The sequence below is a fragment of the Pedobacter sp. MR2016-19 genome, assembly GCF_014947265.1.
Classification (GTDB): domain Bacteria; phylum Bacteroidota; class Bacteroidia; order Sphingobacteriales; family Sphingobacteriaceae; genus Pedobacter.
The window spans coordinates 149,327-174,411 of record NZ_JADCNK010000008.1; the positions used below are offsets into that span (position 1 = coordinate 149,327).

The following is a 25,085-nucleotide window of genomic DNA, read 5'->3' on the forward strand; positions in this document are numbered from 1 at the left end:
TTTTATTAATGCGTTGAAAGGGTCTTCGACTACGCTACCATTGACAGAACCCACTAGTTCGGTCGTCATTCTCGCGCATGCGGGAATCTTAATGCAAGCGTTTTAAGATTCCCAATCAAGTTGGGAATGACGATTTCTCGAGGGATATTACCTAATTAAATTTTATCTGTCAATCATATTGATTTTTATATAATAAATTATCCCTCAGACTGACATACGAATTAATTTTATTTATTTTTTAAACAGGCTCTTATTTTATTGGCCCCAGTTTACCTGGATGTTGTTTTTTTGCGCATAAGCCTTTCCTTTTTCCATTAAGGCATTAAAGTTTTGCTCAAAACGGGCGCCATATTTCTGGTCGATGCTGTTAATAATTTCATCTTTGGCACTTTGGCTGCCTTTACTATCGCACAATTTAGCGTAAGTAAGATATTCGTTTTTATAAACAGGGATAACGAGCTCATATAATTGCTGGGAAAGGGCTTTAATTTCTTTTTCTTCTTCTCCTGAAGCTGAAAGTTTTTTCACTTTTTCGAGCGATTGTTCTAGGTATAATATTTTGTTATTGAGGCTAACTGCAGCTTCGTCACCCTTCTTTTTACTGGATGGAATATCAGGATATTCTTTAGTTTCATCGTTAATATGACGGGCCAGATCTTCGCTGGCAAAATCGTTGATCATATTGGTGTTCAGGATGGCGATGTCGAAGAAACGTTCAGGGGTTTCGGAGCAGGCGGAGACAAAAAGAGTGAGGAGGACTAAAATAGCGAATCTTGATTTTTGGGATAGTGCTTGTAAATTGTTCATGATCTGAATGGTTTTCCTTATTAAATTTAAGCTTCGGTTGGAGCAAAGATTGAGCCGTTTTTGAGTTTTTACCATATAAAATACAAGCTCATTTAAGTGCCTGGCCGGTTGATCAGTCCAGGGTCGGAAGTCTGGAATGGGTTTACAAAAGATATTTTAACCATGAGTCCTGTAACCTGCAAGGGCGTGAGACCCGAAATGTTTGCGCTTCATTGTAAGAGGATCAATTAGGCACGCCATTAAACCCCGAGGATTAGCGTGGTAAAACCGTTGGTTACCGTGGTGAAATGGACATTAAGCACCTAAATAAATACAACCAAATAAAATCTTCACTAACGTATAAGGAAACAGATGCGACCAGGCGCAGTAGCGAATCATTTGCCGTATAAAAATATTCTGCATAAACCCCTATCGTGTGGACACATTTTTGATGTATGGGTTTTTATGCAGTATGCTGACTTGCTTTAATAATACACATGTTTTAACCGAAGAACGCCGTCAATACCAAGGGCCAGAGAAATCAAAAAAACAGTTGTAGGAAAGAATAAGTAGTACTGCCAAACCTAAACGCAGTGGTTTTGTGTTCGTAAGTACTGAATTAAAAGTTCAAAGGGGAATTGAACACAAAACAAAGTGCCGCTGTTTTTTTGATGTGCGTGAGATTGTGTAAAGGGCCCATTGCTGGATTGACAAAGCGTTTTGGGTACTTTGGCGCTCCAAAGTACCATGCCGCCGCGGCATAGAGCGGAAAAGACAATGTTTGCACAATTAATTTTTTTTTAAAATAAATGTCTTTTATTAGCTGGAAAGATGCTGACCACGTAGTAGCTACAAGGCGATTGAAAACACTACTTCTACTTGTAAAATAAATTCAGCATGACGATCGACCTGGACAAATGTGCTAAAAATGAATGGAAATTAACAGAGTTGTGTTCACACAGTAGGCATAAACCGGGAGCGCACCAACCGCCTTACACTGCACAATAACAGGATTCACAGTCTGATAACGGTCTTCAAGAGGATCGTACTCTTTAGAAGCGATACATAGTAAGAAAGAAATTTTGCATCCGGATTAAGCTTCCTTTCAAAATCGATCACCTCAGAAATTTTACACTGTTTCGTCCAGACATTTTCCTGAGAAAAGCCTGCCCCTACCACAAAAAAATCAATGTGACTGTTAAAAACATTATTTTCATTGCGTTACAACACTAAACCCAATAGTAGAAAAGGGAGAAAAAATATGCCGTTTTTTTTATCTTTGGATTATCGATGAATGCCGAAGAAATACCGCACGACAACTATTTTAGCGAAGAGCTGATTATCCTGGCTCTCCAGTCCTCTCCAGATCCAACCGCCATATATACCGGTGAAGAAATGATTATCCGTTTTGCGAACGCAGGAATGCTGGCATTATGGGGCAAAGACATTTCGGTGATCGGGAAACCGTTAATACAGGCAATACCCGAACTTGCAGGCCAGCCCTTTCTGCCCACCCTTGAACAGGTATGGCGTACCGGCATCAGCTACTCGGTAACTGACGCCCCTGCCAGGCTGATTAAAAACGGGATGCCGGTAACGGATTACTTTGATTATGAATACAAAGCTTTGCTTGCAGGAGATAACAAAACCTGGTGCATTTTAAATACCGCCAAAGAGGTTACATCAAGAAGGGCATATCTGGAGCGGATACAGCAAAAAGAAGAAAAAGAACAGGCGCTTATTGAAGAAATGGCTACCACCATGGAAGAGCTCACTTCTACTAATGAAGACCTCAACATTTCTATGAAATTACTGGAGGAAAGCCGGGAACATGTGAGGACCATCATCGAACAGGCACCGGTAGGTATTGCGGTACTACAGGGCCCTGACCATATTATTGAAATGGCCAATACGGCGATACTAAAAACCTGGGGACGCGAAGGGAAAGAAGTAATAGGGCATGCTCATCATACAGCCAGGCCGGAGCTCAAAGGCCAGCCGGTAAACGTGTGGCTGGATGATGTATATGCAACAGGAAAGCCAAAGATTAATAAGGAGTTTTTGGTAAAGCTCCGTGATGAAGGCGGAATGAGGGAGGCCATCGTAAACTCGATCTATCAACCCATTATCTCTTCGGGTAAAGTTACCGGAATACTGGTTATTCTGGAAGAAATTACCCAGCAGGTGCTTGACCGCCGTAAAAATGAGAAAGACCAGCAGATGCTTACCCTGGCCATAGATGCGGGCGAACTGGCTACCTTCTACTATGAACCCGGGAGCAACCTCTTCTCTGGCAATGCACTGCTAAAATCCTGGTTCGGACTTTCAGCCGAAGAACACCTGGACCTTTCGCTGGCCCTCAGTTCCATCCATGATGAAGACAGGGAAAGGGTAACTGATGCGATAAAGGAATCGCTAAGGGATGGATCGGACGGACAATATTTGATCGAATACCGTATAAACAACCCACAGGAGCCAGGCCCCAGACTGGTACAGGCAAGGGGAAAAGTGTTTTATGATCCGAACGGTAAAGCAGCCACCCTGAACGGTACACTAAGAGATATTACGGAGCAGAAAAAAGACGAACAGCGGAAAGACGATTTTATGGGTATGGTAAGCCACGAACTTAAAACGCCATTAACATCCCTGCAGGCCTATCTGCAGGTGCTCCAGCGACAGGCCAACCTTACAGAAAACACCGCTCAGCAAAACGTACTGGCCAAATCAATCAAACAGGTGCGCAATATGAATTCCATGATCAATAGCTTTCTGAATATTTCAAGGCTGGATTCTGGAAAAATGCTGATTGAAAAATCAAAAATCGACCTACAGCAACTCGTTGCTGAGCTGGAGGAAGAAATGCTTTCCTCTATACATACCCATATCATTGTGTTCGAACCTGTGCAAGCGTTAACATTATACGCAGACCGCGAAAAAATCTCGCAGGTGATCCATAACCTGGTAGGAAACGCCGTTAAATATTCTGAAATAGGCACACGCATTACCATTGCCTGCTCGGCACCTGATCAAAACAGGCTGAAGTTAACCGTAAGTGATGAAGGTATAGGAATTGCAAGCGAAGACCAGCACCTTATTTTTGAACGTTACCACAGGGTCCAAAATCCTCAAATCGGATCAATTGCCGGCTTCGGGATTGGTCTTTATCTCTGTCGCGAAATTATAGCGCTACATGATGGCCAGATTAGCGTTGAGAAAAGTAACAGCGAAGGAACCACATTCAGCGTTGAACTACCCATGGGAAATTAAGGCAAGAATATTAATTGGAGGTGATTGTATTATTGATTCGTGAGGCCAAATTCTATCTTTGTCGTTGTTAGCGTTATGAATCGCTAGAAAATTTGCCAATGGAGACGATTATTTTAAGACCTGAAAATGAGCTGCTGAAAAAATATGTAGAATATTTTCTTTTTTTGAAAAAATCAGACCATAACCTGATCAACTACACCACTTTTCCCAATAGCAACCTTTGTTTGGCCATCTATAAACAGAATAAAGTAACCTATGTTAACGATGGTAAAAATAATATTTGCAGTATAGCTGTGGGGGGAAACAGATTTTCAAGCCGGATATATGGTTTTCATACCAGCCCCTTTAAAGTGAATCTACAAGGGGAACTTGACCAGGTCTGCATTATATTCCGCGCCGCTGCCCTTGGTGCATTTACAGGTGAGAGTCTGGATGGGATTGGTACCGCCGATCGGGCCATGGAGGATTTCCTGCAGTTTAAAGATGGCTTTCTGTTAGAGCAGGTTTTTGATGAGCATCATCCGGTTTTGAGGGCAAGGCTGTTGGAAAAAGCATTGCTTGGAAAGCTTAACGACCGTATTCCTTACAGGCTACGGGAAGCGCTCGAACACATCAGACTGGCCAGTTATTCAGGTCAGGATACCATTATCGAACTGCTCTGCAAGAAGCTGGGTATCAGTGACACTACGCTGTACCGCCTTTTCAAAACCCATTTAGGCCAGAACCCCCAGCAGTTTCTTAAGACCGTTCGGTTCAGGAGAGCATTGCCAGTATTACTCGGCAAGGAAGCCCCGCTTACTCAGATTGGTCTGGATCACAATTATTATGATCAGGCACATTTCATAAAAGATTTCAGGGCTTTTGCCGGGCTGGCTCCAAAGAAGTTGCAAGGAAAGATATCGTTAGCCCAGGACCAGCTGGCCTGGATTTTTGAAGAATCCAAACATGAATGATTTTTACAATTATTTGGTATAACTAATGTATTTCTTTGTGCAAAATAAAGATTTTTATGCGCAAACTTATCATTCTCTCAGCGATCTGCTTTTTCACTTCGTGTGCCTTAAGAAATACTAACAGACCAGGTTTCCCTTTGGCAGGTCTGGAAACGGTTCCTCAGCTAAGCCACGCGCAGATGCTGGAGGACCATGATTCACTAGTCTCCCTTATCCATCAGGTAAGCCCCGTTATTTATTTCAACAAAGAGGTTCGCAGAATAGATTTTGACCGCTATGCCCGCCGGTTAAGGAAGAGCATCACCCCTAAAACGACGATGGCAGATTTTCTGCATATTGTAGACATGACACTGAATGTGGCACAGGATGGGCATTCGGGCAGGCTTGGAAGCTGGCAGCTGAATATCATGAGGACCAATTGGATACCCAATGGAATCATCAAACATATTGACAGCATTTCTATGGTGTACGGACATGCGTACGAAAAGTTTGCCAACCGTAATTTTACTAATAAACTGGAGCTGAACCTGGTGTATACCAATGGGGATTATTATAACATGCTGCCCTTCTCCTACAAAGGGGCTAAATTTCCGGCATCGATGAAGCTCAGGAGCTGCAATGGTTTAAAGGTACATGCGTTTGTGAAAAAGCAATATGCCCATATTTCTCCGCTGAGATGGGATAGAGCCAACAGAAAGGTCTACCATGAGGCCTTCTATAAATCTGCCGAATTCTTTAAAAGAAGAGGTCTCCGGTTAGTTTTTGAAGATAAACAGGGCAACAGGAGGCAACTAAATGTATCCTTGGGAGACACGGTTAGCTTCGCTAAAAAAATTCTGCACCCATTTGGCTACAATAACGAATCAGCTCCCCTGACAACACATTACTTTGAAAAGGAAGGTATTTTTTACGCGAAAATGCCGCTGATGGAGGAGGCCTATGGCGATTCACTGGCAAAGCAGCTAAAGCCTTTTATCGAAAGAAGTATTGTAAAGTCTATAGTTCTCGATATAAGGGGGAATGGTGGTGGAAGCGACAATACCTACGCCAATTTTTTAGGCCGGATTATGAAGGATACCCTGAAGCAGGATGTTGTGGTTGGGAGGAATTTCAGCCCATACAACCAAAAACAGTTTAATGTCAATGCAGATTCGGTAAAGAGTAAAAAGGGGTTTTCCTTCAACGTTGATGTAGCTACGCTTAAGCAGCCCAAGATGTATTTTATTTCTATTCCGAACTTTACCTTTGTACTGCCTGACAGCCTGAACTATAGCTTTAAGGGGAAGGTTTATGTGCTCCAGGACAGATATATCTATTCCTCTGCCTCCAACCTTTCCAATCTTGCAGCCAGGAATGATCAGCTGGTGAGCATCGGCGAAACACCAAATCTTTTGGGCGGACTTCAGACGAATCCTTCGATTCTGCAGTTGCCTCATAGTAAGATTATTTTTAGGATCGAGCCACAGATTGATTTTACCGGAGCAAAATCCGTTGTGGATGCTTTTCAAAATCATGTGGAACATCCGGTAAGCTATTCCATAGAGGAACTTTACCAAAGGGTCACTTCATCAGACGATATTTTCGGGCGTGAATTCCTATATGAAAAGGATCCTATGTTTCTAAAGGTGCTGGAACTTGAAGGTGTCCAACTTAGAAACAAGCGCAGGCCATAGTGCTCAGCAGATATTTTTACCCCAATGTATCCTGCTTTACACAGCGAATAGTTTGAATGACACAGCACTTTAGATACAGTAGATAACTTTGTGGTGAAATTCCTGATGCTTTTAGCAAAGAGGCTATTTCCCTTATAAATATGTTGTTTTAAGCTAATTAACGCTAAACGATAATTAGCATTTCTAAACCTGAGTTGGGTTATTAACACCCTCTTCTAAGGTTTAAAAACCTAATGTTAAAAAAGGTAGAAAAAAGATAGGATGCGAACAGCAAACAGGGCCATAAAACCGGTTTAACTACTTACTTCCTAACTACGACTATTTTGTGGACGAGCGCAGCACGTGATCCATCAGTAAGCGGTACAACCGTACCATTTTTCCAGTATTGGGCTGTTCCTGATCCCCCATCCCGGTACCGGCCTACAAAAACATCAGCACCCGAAACAGCTATATTGGCACTATCTTTACAGGCGGCGCTTTAGTATTTTTAATGGTGTGGCTTAATAAGCCCCGGGATTTTATGATATTTGTCAGATCAAGATCTTACAACCTGTGAAAACCGCAAAATATTACTTAGCCGCTATATTCGCTTATGCGATTTGGGGCTTTTTTAGTTTAGTTTTAAAACCTTTAAGCGCATATTCTTCGGTAGATATTTTATTTTACCGCATTTTTAGCTGCGCGATATTGATGCTCTTAATCACCGCGTTGTTTAAACGTGCCGAATTAGTTAAAACTTTTTCAACTATTAAGGCCTTACCTTCCAAACAGAGACGAAATATGCTTTTGCTGAATATTGGAGGGAGTATCTTCCTAAACATCAACTGGTTCTCCTTTATTTACGTGCTTAATCAGGTAAGCATTAAGGCTACCTCCCTTGCCTATCTGGTTTGCCCTATTATTACTACCTTACTCGCTTACTGGCTTTTGCATGAAAAGCTTAACAAAGTACAATGGACGGCCGTTGGCTTAAGTATATTTGGCTGCCTGATGCTATCGTATGCCAATATTATGGATATGGTTTATGGCATTGTGATTGGGTTTAGCTACGCCGCTTACCTGGTAAGCCAGCGTAAAAATGTTGGGTTTGATAAGTTCATCCTGCTCACCTTTCACATTTCGCTTTCCGCACTCCTGCTGCTGCCCTTTTACCCTGCCTACAGCAGGCCTGTACCTACAGAAAAGCTTTTTTGGTTGCTCATAGAAGTGATAGCAGTTGGTTTTACAGTGATTCCACTGTTTTTGAATTTGTATGCTTTAAAGCGGTTAAACTCGTCAACAGTGGGAATGTTGCTTAATATTAATCCGATTATTGGATTTATGATAGCAGCTTTGGTATTCCATGAGTCCATTAGTCTATTACAAATGGCGGCCTATAGTATCATTTTCATATCGGTTGTTGTTTTCAATGCGCATTACCTTTTAAAGAGGAAGCAAAGGCAACTGCCGGACAGGGATAATTTGGATCTTGCCAAAGAGCCGGGTTAATAAAAGAGTAAAGGTTATAAGGTTTTTAACCACCGATCTACACAGATTTTTAGATCTGTGCTTAAATTATTTTTACCTGTACCAATAGCTTAACTTAACGGACATTGGAAACAGCCAGAAACAGGCGAAAAATATAATCGCTATTAGAGCGCGTTTTTTGCTGCAGGGTGAAATAATACATTTAGTTTTACCAGAAATATTTTTTAACCATGGGAGGCACATTGGATTTTAAACTCGTTCAACCTGAGGAATCGATAAAAGATTTTGTTTATTGTTTTTCCTCGCTACAGAACTTTTCCAATGACCACAAGGCGGTAGTTACTCCCAATGGAAGAATTGACCTGATTTGTTCAAAAACCAATAATAACAAAATACAGGTTGCATTACTGGGGCTGGAAACCCAACCTAAATATCTGGATCAGGAAATATCGGATTTCTGTTCGGTCAGTTTTAATCCACTTGCCATAGAATATATTTTCGGCTTTCCGGTGGCTGATATCATCAATAGCGGGAGGCTGATGCCTGATGATTTCTGGGGTTTGAAAATAGAAGACCTCGATCATTTTGATGCCTTTTGTGATTCGATGACCAGGAAAATCACTGCGCTCCTACCTGAAGACGTGGATGTACGGAAACGTAAATTGTTTGAACTGGTTTTTGCGCTGGACGGCGAGATTTCCGTTGCTGAACTCTGTGAAAAGATTTTGTGGAGCCCGCGCCAGATTAACCGGTATTTTAATCAACAGTTCGGACTTCCGTTGAAAGCGTATTGCAAAATCCTTCGTTTTCAGGCTTCCCTCTCCCATATCAAAGCCGGAACGCTTTATCCCCAACTTAATTTTACCGATCAGTCTCATTTTATTAAAGAGGTTAAACGCCTTTCGGGGGTTTCACCCAAAGAGTTGTATAAAAATAAAAACGACCGTTTTTTACAATTTTTAGTTGACGACCAAAAGTAATTTTGTAGTCTAATTTAAAGATATGTTACTAAAAAACAAGCAGGTGGCCATTATAGGCGGTGGCCCTGGCGGACTTACGCTGGCAAGGCTTTTACAACAGAGGGGCATTGATGTTAAAGTATATGAAAGGGATGCTAACCGAAGTGCACGGGTACAGGGTGCTCCGCTTGACCTGCACGAACATTCGGGGCTGGCCGCCATACGGAAAGCAGGATTACTGGATGCATTTAAAAACAATTATATGCCTGAAGCCGACAAAACAACGATTACCGATGAAAACGGTGAAGTGGTTTTTAGCGACCATGACCTCGAACGCATGAAAGAAGAAGATTTCGGGCATGAACATTTCCGTCCTGAAATAGACAGAGGTGCTTTACGGAAGATATTACTGGACTCATTGCATCCTGAAAATATAATTTGGGACAGCCAATTCCTCTTTATGGAAAAACAAAAAGATGGCTGGCTGTTACATTTTAAAAATGGATCGGAAACGTATGCTGACCTGGTGATTGGAGCAGACGGTGCCAACTCAAAAATCAGGCCCTACATCACTGGCATTAAGGCGTTTTATTCGGGTATTACGATGCTTGAGGGAAATATAGATGATGCTGACCAACGGGTACCCGGAATTACCAGACTTCTCCGTGGCGGTAAATTAATGGCCTTCGGAAATGAAAAGAATATTCTAATGGGACAGAAAGCAGGTGGAGAAATCGGATTCTATGCAAGTTTTAAAACTGAAGAAAATTGGGCGGAAAGAAGCGGTTTAGATTTTTCGAGCCGGTTGCAGGTGTTGGAATGGTTTAAGAAAGAATATACCGGATGGAGTGACCTTTGGTACGGGCTGTTTGAAAATACTTCGGCTCCTTTTATTCCGAGGCCAATCAACTGCATGCCCTTAGATCAAACCTGGAACAGCCTTCCTGATACTACCATGATCGGCGATGCCGCCCATCTAATGCCGCCGTTTGCAGGAGAAGGCGTTAATATGGCGATGCTTGATGCCCTGGAATTGAGTGAAAGCCTGACAGGCAGCCATCATGTTTCTATATACGAAGCCATTGTATCATATGAAACAGCGATGCGGAAAAGGGCCTCAGAAATGGCGATGGAATCATTGAAAAACGGGGAAATGATGCACCATGCCAATGCCCTGTCAACGATGTGCAGTTTTTTTGGGGCCACAAGGTAGCTGATTTCACCAGACATTGCATTGACAACCAAAGGTTGGCCAATATAAAGTATAATATAAGTCAAAAGCCACCCAACTTTCAGTATTGGCTTCCCAATCTCCACCCCTGAACGATGTAGGGTGGCTCATCGAATCATCTTTCCATGAGATTATGCATAATTTCTGCCGTTTATTTTTATTAGCGGATTGTAATTATGCATCACTCATCTTCCCCTTTACTTCAATATATTTTAATGGTGATCCAGGAAAGGAATATCTAATTATACTCCTTGCAAAAACATCAATCTGCTTTCATAGCCTCTGATATAAGATTTTAGTCGACGTATGATTTAAAATATATATTTTGTAGTTTTATATGCTGTAAATTAGTATTTTTAAACATCAAAAATTAAAACCATGCTCAAAAAAACGCTCTCCTTAGCTTTCGAGGCCCAACAGGGCTTTCCTGGAATTTCCTGCCTGAAAGATCCACTTTTCATCCATTCGCATCCGTTTCCTGCTTCTCTTTAAAGGACTCCGGGTAAATAATGCTTTAATAAATTCAGATTGAATTACGATTGATCATACTTCGTAATCAGTATCTCCCCCATCGTACACCATTATAACTAAACACCATTAAACCAAATTTTATGAAAGTAACGCTGCTCCATATCGTAGAGATATTAAAAAAACATCTCCCACAGGATAATATGCCTGAAATATTGTTTGATTCGCCTTTAACAAATAAAGAGTACAACGACAAAAGACAAATATTTAATACCTATTTCCAATTCCGTCCGACCGCAATTGTATTCTGTACCAATACAGAACAGGTCTCGGAAGTGATTAAATGTATCAGAAAATACAATTACACAGGCCCCTTGAGCGTCCGTTCTGGTGGCCATGATCATGAAGGAGAATGTTCGGCTACTGATGCCCTTGTAATAGACCTTTCAAAAATGACAAAGGTTGATATTGAGGCAGAACTCAATTATGCAACCATCCAGCCCGGCATTATGTTTATGGACCTGATTAAACAGATGAATGCCAGTAATGTGGGATTGCCGCACGGCACATGTTATTCTGTACGCATCGCTGGTTTTACATTTGGTGGCGGATGGGGACCCTGGACCCGTCAAAAGGGAATGGGATGCGAAAGCCTTGCCGGAGTAACCCTTGTATTGGGCGATGGCTCATACCGGACAATCATAGATAATAAGCTTATCCCGGAGTATGGAGGCCAACCAGTGGCAGACCTTAACGAAGAAGACCGCAAACTTTTGTGGGCATTACGCGGTGGCGGCGGCATGAGTTACGGCATTGTTACTGAACTCATTTATAAAACTTTCACTTTGCCCGATTATACGACTAAATTCACTGTTGCATGGCAGCAAAAATTTGGTCAGGATATTCCTCCAGCTGTTGATATACTTAAACGTTGGGAAGCGCTTATAGGGTATAATAAAAATCCTGACTTGCTGGGTACCAACCTTAAAATAGTTGCCAAATTTAAAGATATACAGGATACCACTCCAGTGGATAAATCTTTACATGATTGCTATTTCTATGGATATTTCATGGGTAATAAAGACAATTTCCTGAATCAGCAGGATTTTGAAGCCAACCTGAGAAAGATTATTGAAGAAAATTGGTTTCCAGAGGATGAGTTTGGACAGTACAATGTTAATTTTGAAGACAGTATCGAGGCCGTATTATCCAATAATGTAACCAATGGCTCCGGTAAACTGACGGCGATACCTGATGACAACAGGCGACAATGGAGTACATTCTCAGCCTGGGACAGAATTGTGAAATGGGATACCGGACAAGATAAACATCCGCTGTTGGAAGGTATATACGATACCGATAGTTTGCCTCCTCATTTTCAGGCTATTCCACCTGAAATAGACAAACCTGCCCCTCATAAAATTACTTCAAGGTTTGCCATGGTTACCGATGATGAAAAACTTGCTTCGGAGCGGAGAAAGAAACTGATTGAAAGCCTGGAATCAAACCTTTTAATTACTGAGGGTGAAAATCAAGGCATGAATACTTATTTTACTTTGGGCGCTATTACGGGGAGCTATTACCGGGATTATGATTTTAATGCCAACCAGTTTCCGCAAGGCAGTTCTTTTGCATACAAAAAAACTTTTTACACGATCCAATATCAGGCCTGGTGGAACAATGACGGTCGCGAAAACCCGAAAGTGCAACCTTATGTAAACCGGGCTTTGGATTGGTTGGAGGCTTGCCGGGATTATGAGATCCCTGCTACTTACGGAGCCTTCATCAGTTTCAAAGACAGCAGCATTCCAACCCGTGTTTATTTTCAGGAAAGTTATGACCAGCTTAAAGAAATAAAAGAAACGTATTGCAATGATCCTGACAATTTGTTCAGCAGCCGCAAAACGATTATCTGATGGAATAAATTTCCCCGGCAAAACTGGTACAACATGCATTTTTTGGTAACCATCGCAAATTCAGGCACACTAACGTTTCCAGGGCGATGTTTTGTCCCTTGCTAACTACCAGATTGATTGATCCTCCATAAATACACTATAAAATCCAAAACCTATACAATATGTCTCACATTAAACAAGTAATCATTCACCCGGCCATCGGTGTTGCCCGGGTAGGCAATAGTCCGGATGAATATTTTCTCCTGCCTGATCTTATTAACGAACCAATAACCGATCCTGGCAATTTCAGGGATAGCCAGGGGCGTATTAAACGTCAGGCGGCCCGTTTCCGGCTTTTCGGTGCCGATGAGCAAGGCAATATCATCCGGGAACTTACTGCGGAAGATGGCGATATCACCTGGACCGTACACGTGGCCAACAAAAAAGCCGCCTGGTACGATTTCGATCTTGCACTGGATATTCCACAGGCCACTGGTGTTTATCCGAAATACCCGCCGGTAGAAAGCAAGTTACGCAATGTTAACGTCGCCGATTCCCACCGCCCGAGGCTGGTGATTGATGGCGGTGTAGTGACGATTTCCGGCATCAATACCAATTCTGGTGGCAATGATCCCGAATTCGCCTTCGATAAAGGCACATTTTATTCTCCGCATGGTACGGATACGCCGGTTTACCTTGGCGAACTGCGTACAGACCAAAATGGTAGTTTGCTTTTCCTTGGTGGGCGTGGCCTATCTGCATCATACGATGGTAAGATGGCAACTACTTTTGCCAATAACAATACCTGGCATGATGATACCTCTGACGGTCCGGTTGATGCAAAAATTAAACTGAATACAGGAGAAGTGCTCGAGGCGACCGGCGCATGGGTACTCACTGCTCCACCAGATTATTCGCCTGGGATACAGGCATTTGTAACCGGCTACGACCTGCTGGCACAAACGGCCAGCGAAATGGGACAGCCTGTTTTACCGGAAACGCCGGAGTTCTGGGCGAACATCTATCCGATGCTGCAACGCATGCCACTCAACGGGTGGGTGAATGCGGGTATTTTTAAGCAGTATGGCTGGGGTAGCCCGGGGAATCTTTCCACTCCTGAAATGGTAGCAAAGCTTTCTGATGCATCTGATCAATACTTTGAACTGCGGCAAGCCATTTTCCGGCAATTCCGTAATCCTGATTACGCAACCATGCAGGCAGAGCTTTTCCCGCCGGTTTATGGCGATGGGCTTCAGGGTTTTAAAAGCAGCGATACCGATCCGCGTAATTTTATGGCTGTAATGCCGTTCCAGTATGAATATCTTCAACAGTGGGCAAACGGTAACTTTACGTTGAGCGACAAGTCTGGAACTGTTCGTTATGATGACCTTTCTCCTGCCGAACAGGCCAGTCAGCTGGATCGCACCACGCTTGATGAAACCATTGGCGGGCCTTTTCACCCGGGATGCGAATATACCTGGCCAATGCGGCAACCTATCCTGTATTCGGCACCGTTTCGGATCAAACGCAGGTTGGATGATCCGCTAACCTTCGGACCAGTGCTCAATTCTAAAATTGCGCTGGCACCGGGAGGTCCTTTGGATGGCTCCGCTGCCGGCGATATTACCAAATGGATGGCCGTGCCCTGGCAAACGGATACTTCCAGCTGCTTAAGTGGCTATGTAGAAATTATGGGTCAGTATGTGCCAACTTTCTGGCCGGTTAGAGTGCCTAACGATGTGCTTACAGAAGCAGATTACGAAGTGATGATAAGTGGTAGCAGCAGCCTGGAAGAGAAGAATTCTGCCTTTGGCAACCGGGTGAAGTGGCTGCGCGGTGTGGTATATGAGTATGGTTATCCATCGGTAAAGGTGAGCCCTTATACCAAAGGCATTAATGATTTTATCACCCAATGGCCCGATGTAGGTATTTTGATCCAGAAAGAAGGTACTGGCGATGCCAACTTCCCCGATAAGATGTGGGTAGAGAATGGACGAACCATAGGAGAAGAGCAGGTTACTGCAGACGCACTGCTGAAGGCTGCGCCAGAGCATGGACAACCAGCAGAAGATTCAGGTTACCTGTGGATGGTAGAGCGGGCTGAAAAGAGAAAAAGAGGATGATAACAGATGTGCTGATTATAGGCAACGGCCCTGCTGGCTTGGCTTCAGCTATCACTTTACGGCAGCACGGTGCATCGGTAACGGTGGTGCACCGGCCTGCAGTGGATGCTATCCGGGCGGGAGAAAGCCTCGCGGCTTCCGCCCGTTACTCACTTATCGAACTTGATTTATGGGATGACTTTTTAGCTGCAGCGCACCCACCCTGTTATGGCAATTCCTCTTGCTGGGGAGATGACCGGCTGTTCTTCTATGATTTTATCCAATCATCGTTCGGAGAGGGCTGGTATGTGAATCGTACAGCTTTTCAGTCTATGTTGCTCCAAAAAGCAGTAGCCGCCGGAGTCACGTTCATCGAAACGAACCGGGCCTTCGGGCTTATAAGGGAAAGGATGCGTTGGCAATATACGGAAGGCCATTCCCACATCAACGCTGCTACAATAATCGATGCCAGTGGCAGGAACAGCTGGCTGAGCAGGCAACTTGGTATAAAACGCATTCGCAAGGATAATCAGATAGCGGTGGTTAGCTTGCTGGGCTCCCCTAATCCCTTAAGGAGTCAACAAAGTCTTATTGAAGCAGTTCCCGACGGCTGGTGGTATGTTTCGGAGGGTGGAGAAGGAAAGGTAGTCCGCATTTTTTTTACAGATCCTGACCTGCATGATCGGGTAGACTGGCTGGATCCCCTATATTGGCGCAGGAAGAGTACGCAAACGCGCTTTGTAAAACATCGGCTGCCGGTAAGTCGTTACAGCGATGTATTGCCACTCCAATATACTTCAGCTGGAAGCCATCATTTGGAGTATTACGCTGGCGAAGGTTGGTTGGCGACTGGCGATGCCGCCTGTGCTTTCGACCCATTGTCTTCCCATGGTATCGCTTTTGCGCTGCGCAGTGGCATTGATGCCGGACTTGCTGCGAAAGATGAACTAGCGGGTATTTCAGCAGCCGGAACTCATTATGATGAAAAGATTCAACTCGCCTTCCGTTTGTATGGAGCGCAACGTGCAGATCTATACCGTAAGGAGACCCGTTGGAAAGACCATCCTTATTGGGTAAGAAGACAAGAACAGCAAAAATCAGTAGTTGCTAATAACGGTATGAACATAGAATAACAAAACAAAGGATTTGCTATTAGTAGTATCAAAATTGCTGATGTAATTTTGACAAGTGATGAGTCCTCTCGCTTTTCAGATGGCATAAATAAGCCTGAGCGCAATTGATTTTCATTTAAGGATATTTATACAGTATCAAAATTATTAGTACATAAAGATTAAATAGAAAGAAAAAAACCAGGCAATATATTTTTGCGTATATGGTAATGTAGGGGGTGAGAGTCCTACATCCGGTGAAAGCCTGAGAGCGTTAATTTAGATTGGGGATAACCATTAATTTGGTTATCCCTTTTTTAAGAAACCGAACACGAAATTCCTGGTTCAATAACTAATAAATCTTCGCTTACAGGAACAGCGGTTGCAATCGATACTACCGAATTAGGAAAAGCATTAAGTTCATTAATATAAACGCCTGGTGTTTGGATATTGGATAGATTCATGAGATTTTTAATTGTAGGTTCGAACTGGGATTTATATATTTATCAATCTTCTTTAGTTACTTTAACATCAGTAAAGTGTCCTAATGTTCCTGGCCCTATCCACAGCCCAATGCTTCCCCGAATATTTTTACCCTGTTTTAGATCATTTACAATTAAAGTAGGCTGAGCTGCGCCGTTAATATATAGCCTGGCAGTTTCATCCTTTACTACAATCTTTATTTTGATCCATTCTGCAGGCAATATATCAACATATGCTTCATACTGTCCTGGTGTTTCTTCTCTTAATTTTTCCCAGGGATATCCCGGAATAGAAATATACTGGCTGGAGTGGTTTCTGCGTAATTGATCATCTGCCCGACCATTGGTAGGACGTAAATAAAAAACCTCCATTTTAGAAGCGTCTAAAGCCGCCCTGAACGCAATACCTACAAACCCACGAGCTGTTGCTCCGGCATCTGCAAGTGGTTGCCCACTAATTGTCGCTTCAATTACGCCGTTATGAAATTCAATATCTTTCAAAATTGCAAGTGTATTATCTCCATCAGTCTGACCTTTTATTTCCAGGGCTAAGGCATTTTTACCTTTATAGACAGATTTTTCGACAGTTACCTGAAACGGAATTACATCAGATGGAATCATCGATTTGTGCTGTGCTTTAGATTTTAAACCTAACACTAAGCTTAACATCAAAATAGATAATAGCTTTTTATTCATAAGGAAAATAATTTTCAGAATTTTAATCCATCTAAAATAGGAAAAATATTTTTTCAAACCCATAAAGAACGTGTATCCTCTGTCTGAGGGCTAATTTATGATATTGCTGTAGCTAAATAAACTTGACTGACACAATTATTTTCGATACTCAGCCTAATCGCTTTTCTAAAGTGTTTTATTTACATCAATTATTACTTCTATAAAAATGTTTAATTCTTTATTCATTGTATAAATACCCATGCATCTTTATTCCGTTTTAACAGACTAAATTCTGGTTACAAATACAGTAAAAGACTTTTTGATATAAAACTCAAAAACGAGCCCATTTAATTTACTGACCAATTCTACAAAAATATTTTTTTGACAAAGGTTGCTCATGGTTGCCAAATCAGCAACTTGACAACGGCGGAAAAGCTTTTTTCTTTACATAATAAAACTATCTGTTATGGAACAAGAAAGCTATTTTAAAAAAATTGAATATTACCTAACCCCATCTGCCGGGCTAAAAAGTTATCTGAACTACAGCCTGCATGAACGCATATTCAAAAAGAAACAGACCATAGAAATCACTGATGAATATTTCTCCACCCTGGCCTATATCAGTACAGGCACATTAAGGCTGTATGCTGTTAAGGAAGGGACAGAAAGAACCATTCTGTTCTGGCAAAAAGACCAGTTCCTTCCGCCGCTGTTCATGCTGGGTAAATACATAAAAAAAGAAATATATATCGAATTTCTGGAAGACGCTATTATAATCGGATATCCGGAAATACATACGGCCAACATGAACAAATTGTTCCGTGACTATAGGGAGTTTATCAACAAACTATACCAAGAGCAGATCTCTGAATTAATCTTCCATGCAGAATCCCTTGCACATTTAAATGCCAAGGTCCGTTTCGAAAACCTGATGAAATCAAAACCAGAACTATTTAACATCTGCGAACTCAAAATAATTGCAGATTATTTAGGCATCCATCCAAAAGTTTTAAGCCTGTTAAGGTCAAAATCAGTAAAAAGGTAATATTTATTACTTCATTTTTTTCTACAATTGCCCATTTGGCAATATATATAGCCTGCATTTTGAATAGTTTGAACCGAACTTTATACAAGATTTAACGATTGTAAAATATCCCCATTAAAAATTTATAATTTATTATGAAAGTAGGTTCAAGTAAAAGCGCATATCATATAGGTTACCTCCTGTTGATTATTTTATGGGGCACTACCGCTGCAAGTAAACTTGGCAACCTTAACGAATTTAAAACCGAACTGGCTAAACAGGTTTTCTCTGAAAACTTAGCTGCATTTCTACTTATTGCGGTACCAGTCTCAGAACTTGTTACCGCGGCTTTGCTTGCCTTTTCGAAAACAAGGTTATATGGCATCATCGCATCGCTCCTGTTAATCATTGCTTTCACTATCTACATCGCACTCATCCTTGCTGGCTATTTCAGCAAAGTACCCTGCAGCTGTGGCGGGGTACTAAAACTGCTCGGCTGGAAATCGCACCTCATTTTTAACGTCATCTTCACCGCAATTACAATAACTACTTTAACTATTCACCTAAAACAGGAGGTACGTGACAAAGAGCGATAAACCCACAGGATACTAGTCCCATCCAATACAAAAAATCAACCGATCGTACGACCACAGGAGCCAGATCAGAACTTTAACCTCCCCAAAAACCAAGGGAGAAAATTAAACTAAATACCATGTTAAAAAAAATCAATTTAGGCCTTGTAGCCCTCGTATTGGGGTTCGGCCTTATCTTTACAACAAGTGCGTTTACAGGTAAAAGAACACAAACCTGGAGGTTTAACGGGTCATCAACCGCTGACGTAACCGATTACACTAAATACGTGCTTAATGGTACACCTTCTGAAAACTGTCAACCAGTTGAGGCCGCTTTGCCCTGCGAAATCATAGTGGACCAGGACATCGATCAACCCGTCGAACTTGAAAGTTTTATGGAAAGCAAAACTTACTCGGAAATTCAGGGTGATTATGCACATAATTATCAACCACTACCTTAACCCAAAAAAGGGGGCAGCAAAATGCCCCCCTTTTTACCTCACATTTTGCGGTATCTGGCTAAGGGAAACAATATCTTCAGGAATTTCCAATGCATATTTAGGGTCATTTGGTGCAAGGCTGTAATTTTTACCGTTCAACACCCTTGAAAGTGAAATGTTTTCGCCCTCCAGGTTTAACCTCTTTAAATCAATCCACCTCAACCCCCTCATTAACAATTCTTTTCTTCTTTCCTTCAGCACGAGTTTTAAAACTGATGGAACGGATGTTACGGTATAGGGGATAAAACTTCCCTTCACATATCTTTTAACCAACAGCGTATTCAAATCATCTATTGCAGCAGCCAGATCGCCCGCCCTGGCTAAACACTCTGACCTGATTAACAGTTGCTCATCGGTTGTGATTCCTGATGATATGGATGCTGCCCCGCTAAAACTGCCCTTCCAGCCAAAACTTCCATTATTGTTATTCCGGAAATAGATCTGTTTCCTTAGGTCATTTGGATCGTACATATTATAGAGTTCCGGAACAATCCTGGCCCTGGTATTTCCCATTATCTGTAAAATCTTTGAGGTAGACTCATAAATAACTTCGCTTGAGAAGCGATCTACAGGGAAAGACTTTGATGGCAACAAGTTGTTAAAATCAATCAATGCCGTTTTTACCTTCAAACACGAATCCGAGTAATTAAACGCCCGGTCATATTCGCGCATAGACAAGAACACCCTGGCAAGGTAACCGAAAGCCGCCTGTTGGCAGGGTCTTGTCGGGTGGATTAACTTAGGGGAAAGCAGCCTGGCCGACCTCGTTAAATCATCTATTGCCTTCGCGTAGCTTTTTTGTACACTGCTCCTTTCTGAAGGCTCATTGAAATCTGTGCTTTCCCTCAATACAACCCCGGGGGCTGTTTCTGCTGTGGCTGCCTGATAACTCAACGACCATATCTGTAGTGCATTAAAAACTGATTTTCCCCTAAAAAAATAGGCCTGCCCCATTATATCATCATAAACTACCGCGTTTTGGGAGGTTCGCTCAATCGCTGCAATTTTCTCCAGAACGGTATTACTCAGGTAGATCAAACTGTAAATCACAGACCAATCGTTAGCATCTGCCCCTTTTTCAAACAAGTGGTCTTTTTCCCAGGTGTATTTCCGTTGTTCGGTCTGGTAAAGCAAACTGTTAAAATCAGCATCTGCAACATAGTAATCATCTGCACTAATTTCACCGGAAATCGGGTCTGCAGCTGCAGTGATGTTCACATTGTTAAGTAAAGCCTGCAGATCGGATAAATTTTGCGGAACAGAAAGCTTTTTATCCGGTTTCTCATCCAGGAATTTTTTACAGCCAACCAGGCAGCATACGGCCAACAGACCGATAATTATTATATTTTTCATGTTATTATTTTTTAGAGCCCCATCCTAAAACCGGCAGAAAATGTTTTCCCGGGCGCTACCGTTGTTAAGTTATTTCCATAATCAGGATCAATACCATCTTTATTTGCCCTCCATACCAAGCCCAGATTTGATGCAACACAAAATATTGTGCACGATCTGATCAATCCCTGTGGCAGCTTGAATGTGTAATTCAAATTGATGTACTGAAATCGTACATGATCGCCTTTTGAGATCAATACTTCAGTACCTTTATAAAAATTATCTCTCGCCACTGAGTTTGGGTATACCAATGAAGGAACATTTGTAAAGTTTTCATCACCCGGGTTTTGCCATCTTTTAGAAAAATCGCTATGGGCAGCCAGGCCAGAAAACATGGTATTGTAGGTAATTGAGTTTCGCCTGAAATAATAACCGGCCTTAAAACTCATCTGGATATTCAGCTCAAAACGCCGGTATGAAAAGGTATTCCTGAAAAGCCCAAATGCGGTAGGCAATGCCGAACCGAAATACACCAGGTCGGACAGTTGTGTAGAACTACCTGTTAAGGCGCTATAGTTTTTGGTGACCTGGTTATTCAAAATACCCTGCGGATCTCCGTTTACAGGATCGAGCCCTGCCCATTTGTATCCGAACACCGAATATACCGGGCTCCCGATAATTCCGGATATCGGCGGGCTGCCCGGGTTACCCACCAAAGTGCTTCCCTGTAAATTGGAGATAAAATAACCGGTAATCTGATCATGATAGAGACTCACACTCAGATCGGTGCCCCACTTAAAATCCCTGTCGATATTCTTCGACTGCAATTGAATTTCGTATCCGGTACCCTTCATACTGGCCACATTTTTCAGAATTGATGCGCCAACGCCACCAGAATAATCTAAAAGCGAGTTGCCAAACAATTTTTTGCCGTTTTTCCTGTAATACTCAACCGTTCCCGAAATGCGCCCATTAAAAAGTACAAAGTCTAACCCGGCATTAAACATGCCCAGGCTTTCCCATTGCAGCTCCGGATTTGCATAATTGCTGAACCTGGCCGATGGTTCAGGAAGGTATGCAGAGGTTCCGGTATAAAAAATCGTGGTAACCGCTGTCATAGAAGGGTCTATGTTGCCCGAAACGCCATAAGTCATCCTGATTTTAAGCTGGGGCACCCATTTTAATTTAAAAAAAGGCTCGCTGCCTAGGTTCCAGCTCATGCCCGAAGACCACAAGGGGTTCCACCTGTTATTTATGTTTACCCCAAAGTTGTTAGAAGCATCTTTTCTGGCACTTGCCGAAAGCGTATATCTGCCCTTGTAGGTATAACCTGCATTGCCGAAAAGCGACACAAACCGTGTTGTATTTTCGTTTATACTGTTTCCGTCAGGAATTAATGAACCGGCCCCTGTAATAATAGAAGGAAACTGGGTGGTATAATCTACATAGCCAAAAGATAAGTTCTCCTCATTGTACCCATATAACCTGGAAGACCTGCCTGAGAGTTTTGCGTGTCTTCCTTCTGCTCCAATAAAAGCATCAACCTGGTGGTCGCCCCCCGTAAAATTATAGTTTAGCTGCCCCCTTAGATTATGTACTTCCAGGTTATTGCTGCTGTTATCCAGTATGCCGCCTTTGGGCAATTTGTATATCACTACATTATTTACATATTGGGCAAAATCGTTCACCAGGTTCCGGGCAAAGTAACTATCCTTATCATATAAATTTTTATTTTCAAAACTTTGGTTTTCGTACTGGTATTTTACCTCGGCGGTAAAAGCATAAGGAAGTTTGTATTTTATTCCTGCGTTCAGGTTTATATCATTCAGGGAAGAATTACCTATAATGTGCCGGTCATCGTTAAGCGGGTAATACGACCAATCCTGAAGCTGGCCACCTGCTGCAGCCTGGAGATAGCTCAGTCTTCTTTCTTTTTGCAAAACCAGGGCATTGCCATTTTCATCAGCAAGCCTGGCATACGGATATAAAGAATTACCGATAAAACCAATTGATCCAAATCCCTGCCTGCCTGATGCATTTTTATTCCTGGTATAATTTATGCCGCCGCTCAGCTCAAGCCTGGCAACAGGCCGGAAGGTGATCTGGTACCGGTTTGTAAAGCGCTTAGATAAGGCAGACAGATCTGATTTGCCGTAATCGTAACCTAAAGATGCAATCCAGGCCAGTTTTTCGTTTCCGGCACTTAAACTTAAACTGCCCTGTGTATTAACGCTGTTGGTATATTTGTACCTCAAAAAATCGTCCCTAACATCGAGCAACTTTAAGGCATTAATTTGTTGTTGTGCCTGGGCGGCAGATAATGCACCATTATTCCTGGCCACCAAAATCTCTACAACAGGGGTTAATACCGGCCTGGTTACCGCATTGATCTGCGAATTATAAAATCCCTTATCAAATAAAAAAACTTCATTTTCGATATAATCAGCAGACGAAACCAGCGGGAGTTTATAAAGATCGGGCCGATCTGCAATTGAGGTATTCAGGTTAAAATCAACCTGTAGCGGATTATTGAATTTTGATTTTTTAGACGTGATCACAATTACCCCATTGCCAGCCCTTGCTCCCCATATACTCGATGCCGCAGCATCTTTAAGGATAGTGATGTCCTGGATATCGTTCGGGTTAATGTTATTGATATCGCCTTCGTAGGGGAAATTATCTAAAATAACCAGCGGAGATTTCGGGCCCCTGATGGTACTTAACCCCCTGATCATAATTTTGCCGGTTGCATTGGTCGACCGATCGACCATCAGGCCCGAAGCAACCGCCTCGAGCCGCGTTAAAATATCCTTTCCTACCTGCTGATTTAAGATTTTATTGTTCAACTGGGTGAAAGAACCCGTGGCTCTTTCTTTGGGCAAATTCTGGTAGCCCGTATTAATCTGGATATCCTCAAGCTGCTTCACCTCCGCAATCAACGAGACCACCAACAACTGATCAAACGGAAGCTCAATTTTCCTCTCCAGGAGTTTGTAACCCAAAAATTTAAAAGTAAAGTTGTATATCCCGGGTTTTTCATTCAAGACCGCAACACCATCCTGATCAGAAATGGCCATTAACCTGGCCCCTGTTTTCACCTCTACCCCACTAACGGGCAAGCCGGAGGCACTGTCTATAATTTTTACTTTCGAAAAACTCTGGCCGAAACCTTTGCAGGCCAGCAATGTCATTATCATTAATAAAAAATGTTTCATGGTTTACTATTTAGATTTAAAACCTGGTTTTTGCTAAGCACTACCATGGGTATGGAACGATGCTCTAAGACCGCATTTATGCCGTAGCCATTGAGGTAACTGTTGAGCATTTTAACACTCGCACACATTGGCACCTTCAGGTCAATCTGGAAATCTATGCCCGTTTCATCCATAACAGGCATAGCCACCCAGGGCTGCTCTTCCAGCCGCATGCGCAACCATTCTATCTTCCCATTGGTAATTTGTCCATTTTCCCTGAATACGGTATTGGCCGCCACACCCCCTTTAGCTATGAGCTTTGACGGATCGCTTTTGTTGTATTTTAACACCAGGCATTGCTGCTCCCTTAGCTCCACCACGGCGCTGTATCCGCAGTTAGTGTTGATAAAATGTAAGAGATTTTGGTAGAGGTGGCTGCTATCGGCCCTAGGCTGCCAAAAATCGATATTCCAGAGTTCAGCGGGGGCATATTTTAAATTTTCAAAATCGTCCTTATCTTCGAAAGCGAGTACCATCCTGGCCGGAGAGAACCAGTTAAAAGCCCGCCGGGCAACCTGAATGTAAATATTCCTGAGGGTAGCGTTTTTAACCAATAGCCCGGCACTCTTGCCCCCATCCCGCTTTTCAAATCCGGCGCCGAGTCCCTCAATTTTACCTTTAACCATGATATTAATGGCCACCGCCTGGCCAGGCAGCTGCTCCATAAACAATGGGGCATTCCCATTTAAATCATAATAAGAAACCAGTTCGTTTCTACCTGAAATAATGTTATCGATGTTGGTTTTTGTGAAGGACGCTGCCGTGGTAAAACCCAATATTTTTCCATCGCGACCGATCCAAACCAGGTGCGGAATAAATTTATGGGGAAAAGACTTATTCAGCACAGTATCTGCAATAATAGAGGTTAAGCCATTGCCCAAAACGTTCCTTTTAGAACTGAAAAAGTTTTGCACCAGCTCTGCCTTTTCCTTGCTTACCCGCACCACTTCAACCGCTCCGTGATAATTTTGGAGCACCGCTTGCTGCCCTGGCATATCTGCAATGCACGGGCCGCACCAGGTGGCCCAAAAATCAAGGACGATAATTTCCCCCTTCAATTCGTTGAGCGTTTTTTTTAATACCTGCCCCCGCTCAAAAGCCAGGTGCTCTGCAGACCAAAAACTGGCAGGCAGCACATCGCCCACCTTTAATGCCCAGGTATTAGCCTGTGCGAAAAGTGTATAATTGAACAACAGAATAAAGCCTGTTAACATAATTTGTTTCATAAATTTTGGTTTAATCAGCAGCAGTTAGCATCTCAAAAGCTTTAGCCGGCATAAAAACCGGACTAAAGCCTGCCGTACCTGCTTTGCGGACCAGGCGGAAACGGCATTGA

Annotated in this window: 19 protein-coding genes; 13 read left to right on the forward strand and 6 right to left on the reverse strand. The window is 42.6% G+C overall.

Going from position 1 to position 25,085, the window contains the following annotated elements; translation table 11 throughout:
- Positions 1 to 255 precede the first annotated feature (255 nt).
- Positions 256 to 807, reverse strand: a complete 552-nt coding sequence (locus tag IM793_RS12850; protein ID WP_193421934.1) for a hypothetical protein — start codon at positions 805 to 807, stop codon at positions 256 to 258.
- A gap of 1,269 nt (positions 808 to 2,076) precedes the next feature.
- On the opposite strand from IM793_RS12850, the gene IM793_RS12855 reads away from it, so the two are divergent.
- From IM793_RS12855 to IM793_RS12900, 10 genes are all read left to right on the forward strand, one after another.
- Positions 2,077 to 4,053 carry an ATP-binding protein gene (locus IM793_RS12855; RefSeq protein ID WP_193421937.1) on the forward strand — a complete coding sequence of 659 codons (1,977 nt, stop codon included), beginning with the start codon at positions 2,077 to 2,079 and terminating at the stop codon, positions 4,051 to 4,053.
- A 98-nt stretch (positions 4,054 to 4,151) separates the two neighbouring features.
- The gene (locus tag IM793_RS12860; protein WP_193421939.1) at positions 4,152 to 5,006 is read left to right on the forward strand and encodes an AraC family transcriptional regulator; all 855 of its coding nucleotides are present in this window, start codon (positions 4,152 to 4,154) and stop codon (positions 5,004 to 5,006) included.
- A 56-nt stretch (positions 5,007 to 5,062) separates the two neighbouring features.
- Positions 5,063 to 6,679 (forward strand): S41 family peptidase, encoded by a 1,617-nt coding sequence (locus tag IM793_RS12865; protein ID WP_193421941.1) that lies wholly within the window; start codon positions 5,063 to 5,065, stop codon positions 6,677 to 6,679.
- Positions 6,680 to 7,002: 323 nt separating this feature from the next.
- Positions 7,003 to 7,161, forward strand: coding sequence for a hypothetical protein (locus IM793_RS12870; RefSeq protein WP_193421943.1), 159 nt, complete (start codon positions 7,003 to 7,005; stop codon positions 7,159 to 7,161).
- Between the two features lie 70 nt (positions 7,162 to 7,231).
- Positions 7,232 to 8,167, forward strand: a complete 936-nt coding sequence (locus IM793_RS25145; protein WP_193421946.1) for an EamA family transporter — start codon at positions 7,232 to 7,234, stop codon at positions 8,165 to 8,167.
- A 209-nt stretch (positions 8,168 to 8,376) separates the two neighbouring features.
- The gene (locus IM793_RS12880; protein ID WP_193421948.1) at positions 8,377 to 9,126 is read left to right on the forward strand and encodes an AraC family transcriptional regulator; all 750 of its coding nucleotides are present in this window, start codon (positions 8,377 to 8,379) and stop codon (positions 9,124 to 9,126) included.
- A 22-nt stretch (positions 9,127 to 9,148) separates the two neighbouring features.
- On the forward strand, positions 9,149 to 10,318 hold the full coding sequence (locus IM793_RS12885; RefSeq protein WP_193421950.1) for an NAD(P)/FAD-dependent oxidoreductase: 1,170 nt from the start codon (positions 9,149 to 9,151) through the stop codon (positions 10,316 to 10,318).
- Positions 10,319 to 10,947: 629 nt separating this feature from the next.
- A complete protein-coding gene (locus IM793_RS12890) occupies positions 10,948 to 12,720 on the forward strand; it encodes an FAD-dependent oxidoreductase (protein WP_193421952.1) in 1,773 nt (590 codons plus the stop codon).
- Between the two features lie 161 nt (positions 12,721 to 12,881).
- Positions 12,882 to 14,822: a LodA/GoxA family CTQ-dependent oxidase gene (locus IM793_RS12895; protein WP_193421954.1), complete on the forward strand. Its 1,941-nt coding sequence runs from the start codon at positions 12,882 to 12,884 to the stop codon at positions 14,820 to 14,822.
- Positions 14,819 to 15,934 (forward strand): NAD(P)/FAD-dependent oxidoreductase, encoded by a 1,116-nt coding sequence (locus IM793_RS12900; protein ID WP_193421956.1) that lies wholly within the window; start codon positions 14,819 to 14,821, stop codon positions 15,932 to 15,934. Before IM793_RS12895 ends, IM793_RS12900 begins: the two co-directional genes overlap by 4 nt.
- Positions 15,935 to 16,227: 293 nt before the next feature.
- On the opposite strand, the gene IM793_RS12905 is transcribed toward IM793_RS12900, so the two are convergent.
- Entirely contained in the window at positions 16,228 to 16,374 is a 147-nt protein-coding gene (locus IM793_RS12905) for a hypothetical protein (RefSeq protein ID WP_193422039.1), read from the reverse strand.
- 42 nt (positions 16,375 to 16,416) lie between these two features.
- On the reverse strand, positions 16,417 to 17,088 hold the full coding sequence (locus IM793_RS12910) for a hypothetical protein (protein ID WP_193421958.1): 672 nt from the start codon (positions 17,086 to 17,088) through the stop codon (positions 16,417 to 16,419).
- Between the two features lie 445 nt (positions 17,089 to 17,533).
- Here IM793_RS12910 and IM793_RS12915 point away from each other — a divergent pair, with 445 nt between their 5' ends.
- The 3 genes from IM793_RS12915 to IM793_RS12925 all read left to right on the forward strand — a co-directional run bounded on the left by IM793_RS12915 (position 17,534) and on the right by IM793_RS12925 (position 19,124).
- The gene (locus IM793_RS12915; protein WP_193421960.1) at positions 17,534 to 18,112 is read left to right on the forward strand and encodes a Crp/Fnr family transcriptional regulator; all 579 of its coding nucleotides are present in this window, start codon (positions 17,534 to 17,536) and stop codon (positions 18,110 to 18,112) included.
- Positions 18,113 to 18,246: 134 nt separating this feature from the next.
- Positions 18,247 to 18,687, forward strand: coding sequence for a MauE/DoxX family redox-associated membrane protein (locus IM793_RS12920; protein ID WP_193421962.1), 441 nt, complete (start codon positions 18,247 to 18,249; stop codon positions 18,685 to 18,687).
- 116 nt (positions 18,688 to 18,803) lie between these two features.
- Complete coding sequence (locus IM793_RS12925; RefSeq protein ID WP_193421964.1) at positions 18,804 to 19,124, forward strand: hypothetical protein; 321 nt, start codon at positions 18,804 to 18,806, stop codon at positions 19,122 to 19,124.
- Positions 19,125 to 19,157: 33 nt separating this feature from the next.
- On the opposite strand, the gene IM793_RS12930 is transcribed toward IM793_RS12925, so the two are convergent.
- The 3 genes from IM793_RS12930 to IM793_RS12940 are packed head-to-tail and all read right to left on the reverse strand — an operon-like array spanning position 19,158 to position 24,975.
- Positions 19,158 to 20,516 carry a RagB/SusD family nutrient uptake outer membrane protein gene (locus IM793_RS12930; protein WP_193421968.1) on the reverse strand — a complete coding sequence of 453 codons (1,359 nt, stop codon included), beginning with the start codon at positions 20,514 to 20,516 and terminating at the stop codon, positions 19,158 to 19,160.
- Positions 20,517 to 20,527: 11 nt separating this feature from the next.
- Entirely contained in the window at positions 20,528 to 23,710 is a 3,183-nt protein-coding gene (locus IM793_RS12935) for a SusC/RagA family TonB-linked outer membrane protein (RefSeq protein WP_193421970.1), read from the reverse strand.
- Positions 23,707 to 24,975: a TlpA disulfide reductase family protein gene (locus IM793_RS12940; RefSeq protein ID WP_193421972.1), complete on the reverse strand. Its 1,269-nt coding sequence runs from the start codon at positions 24,973 to 24,975 to the stop codon at positions 23,707 to 23,709. The genes IM793_RS12935 and IM793_RS12940 overlap by 4 nt, the downstream gene beginning before the upstream one ends.
- Positions 24,976 to 25,085 lie beyond the last annotated feature (110 nt).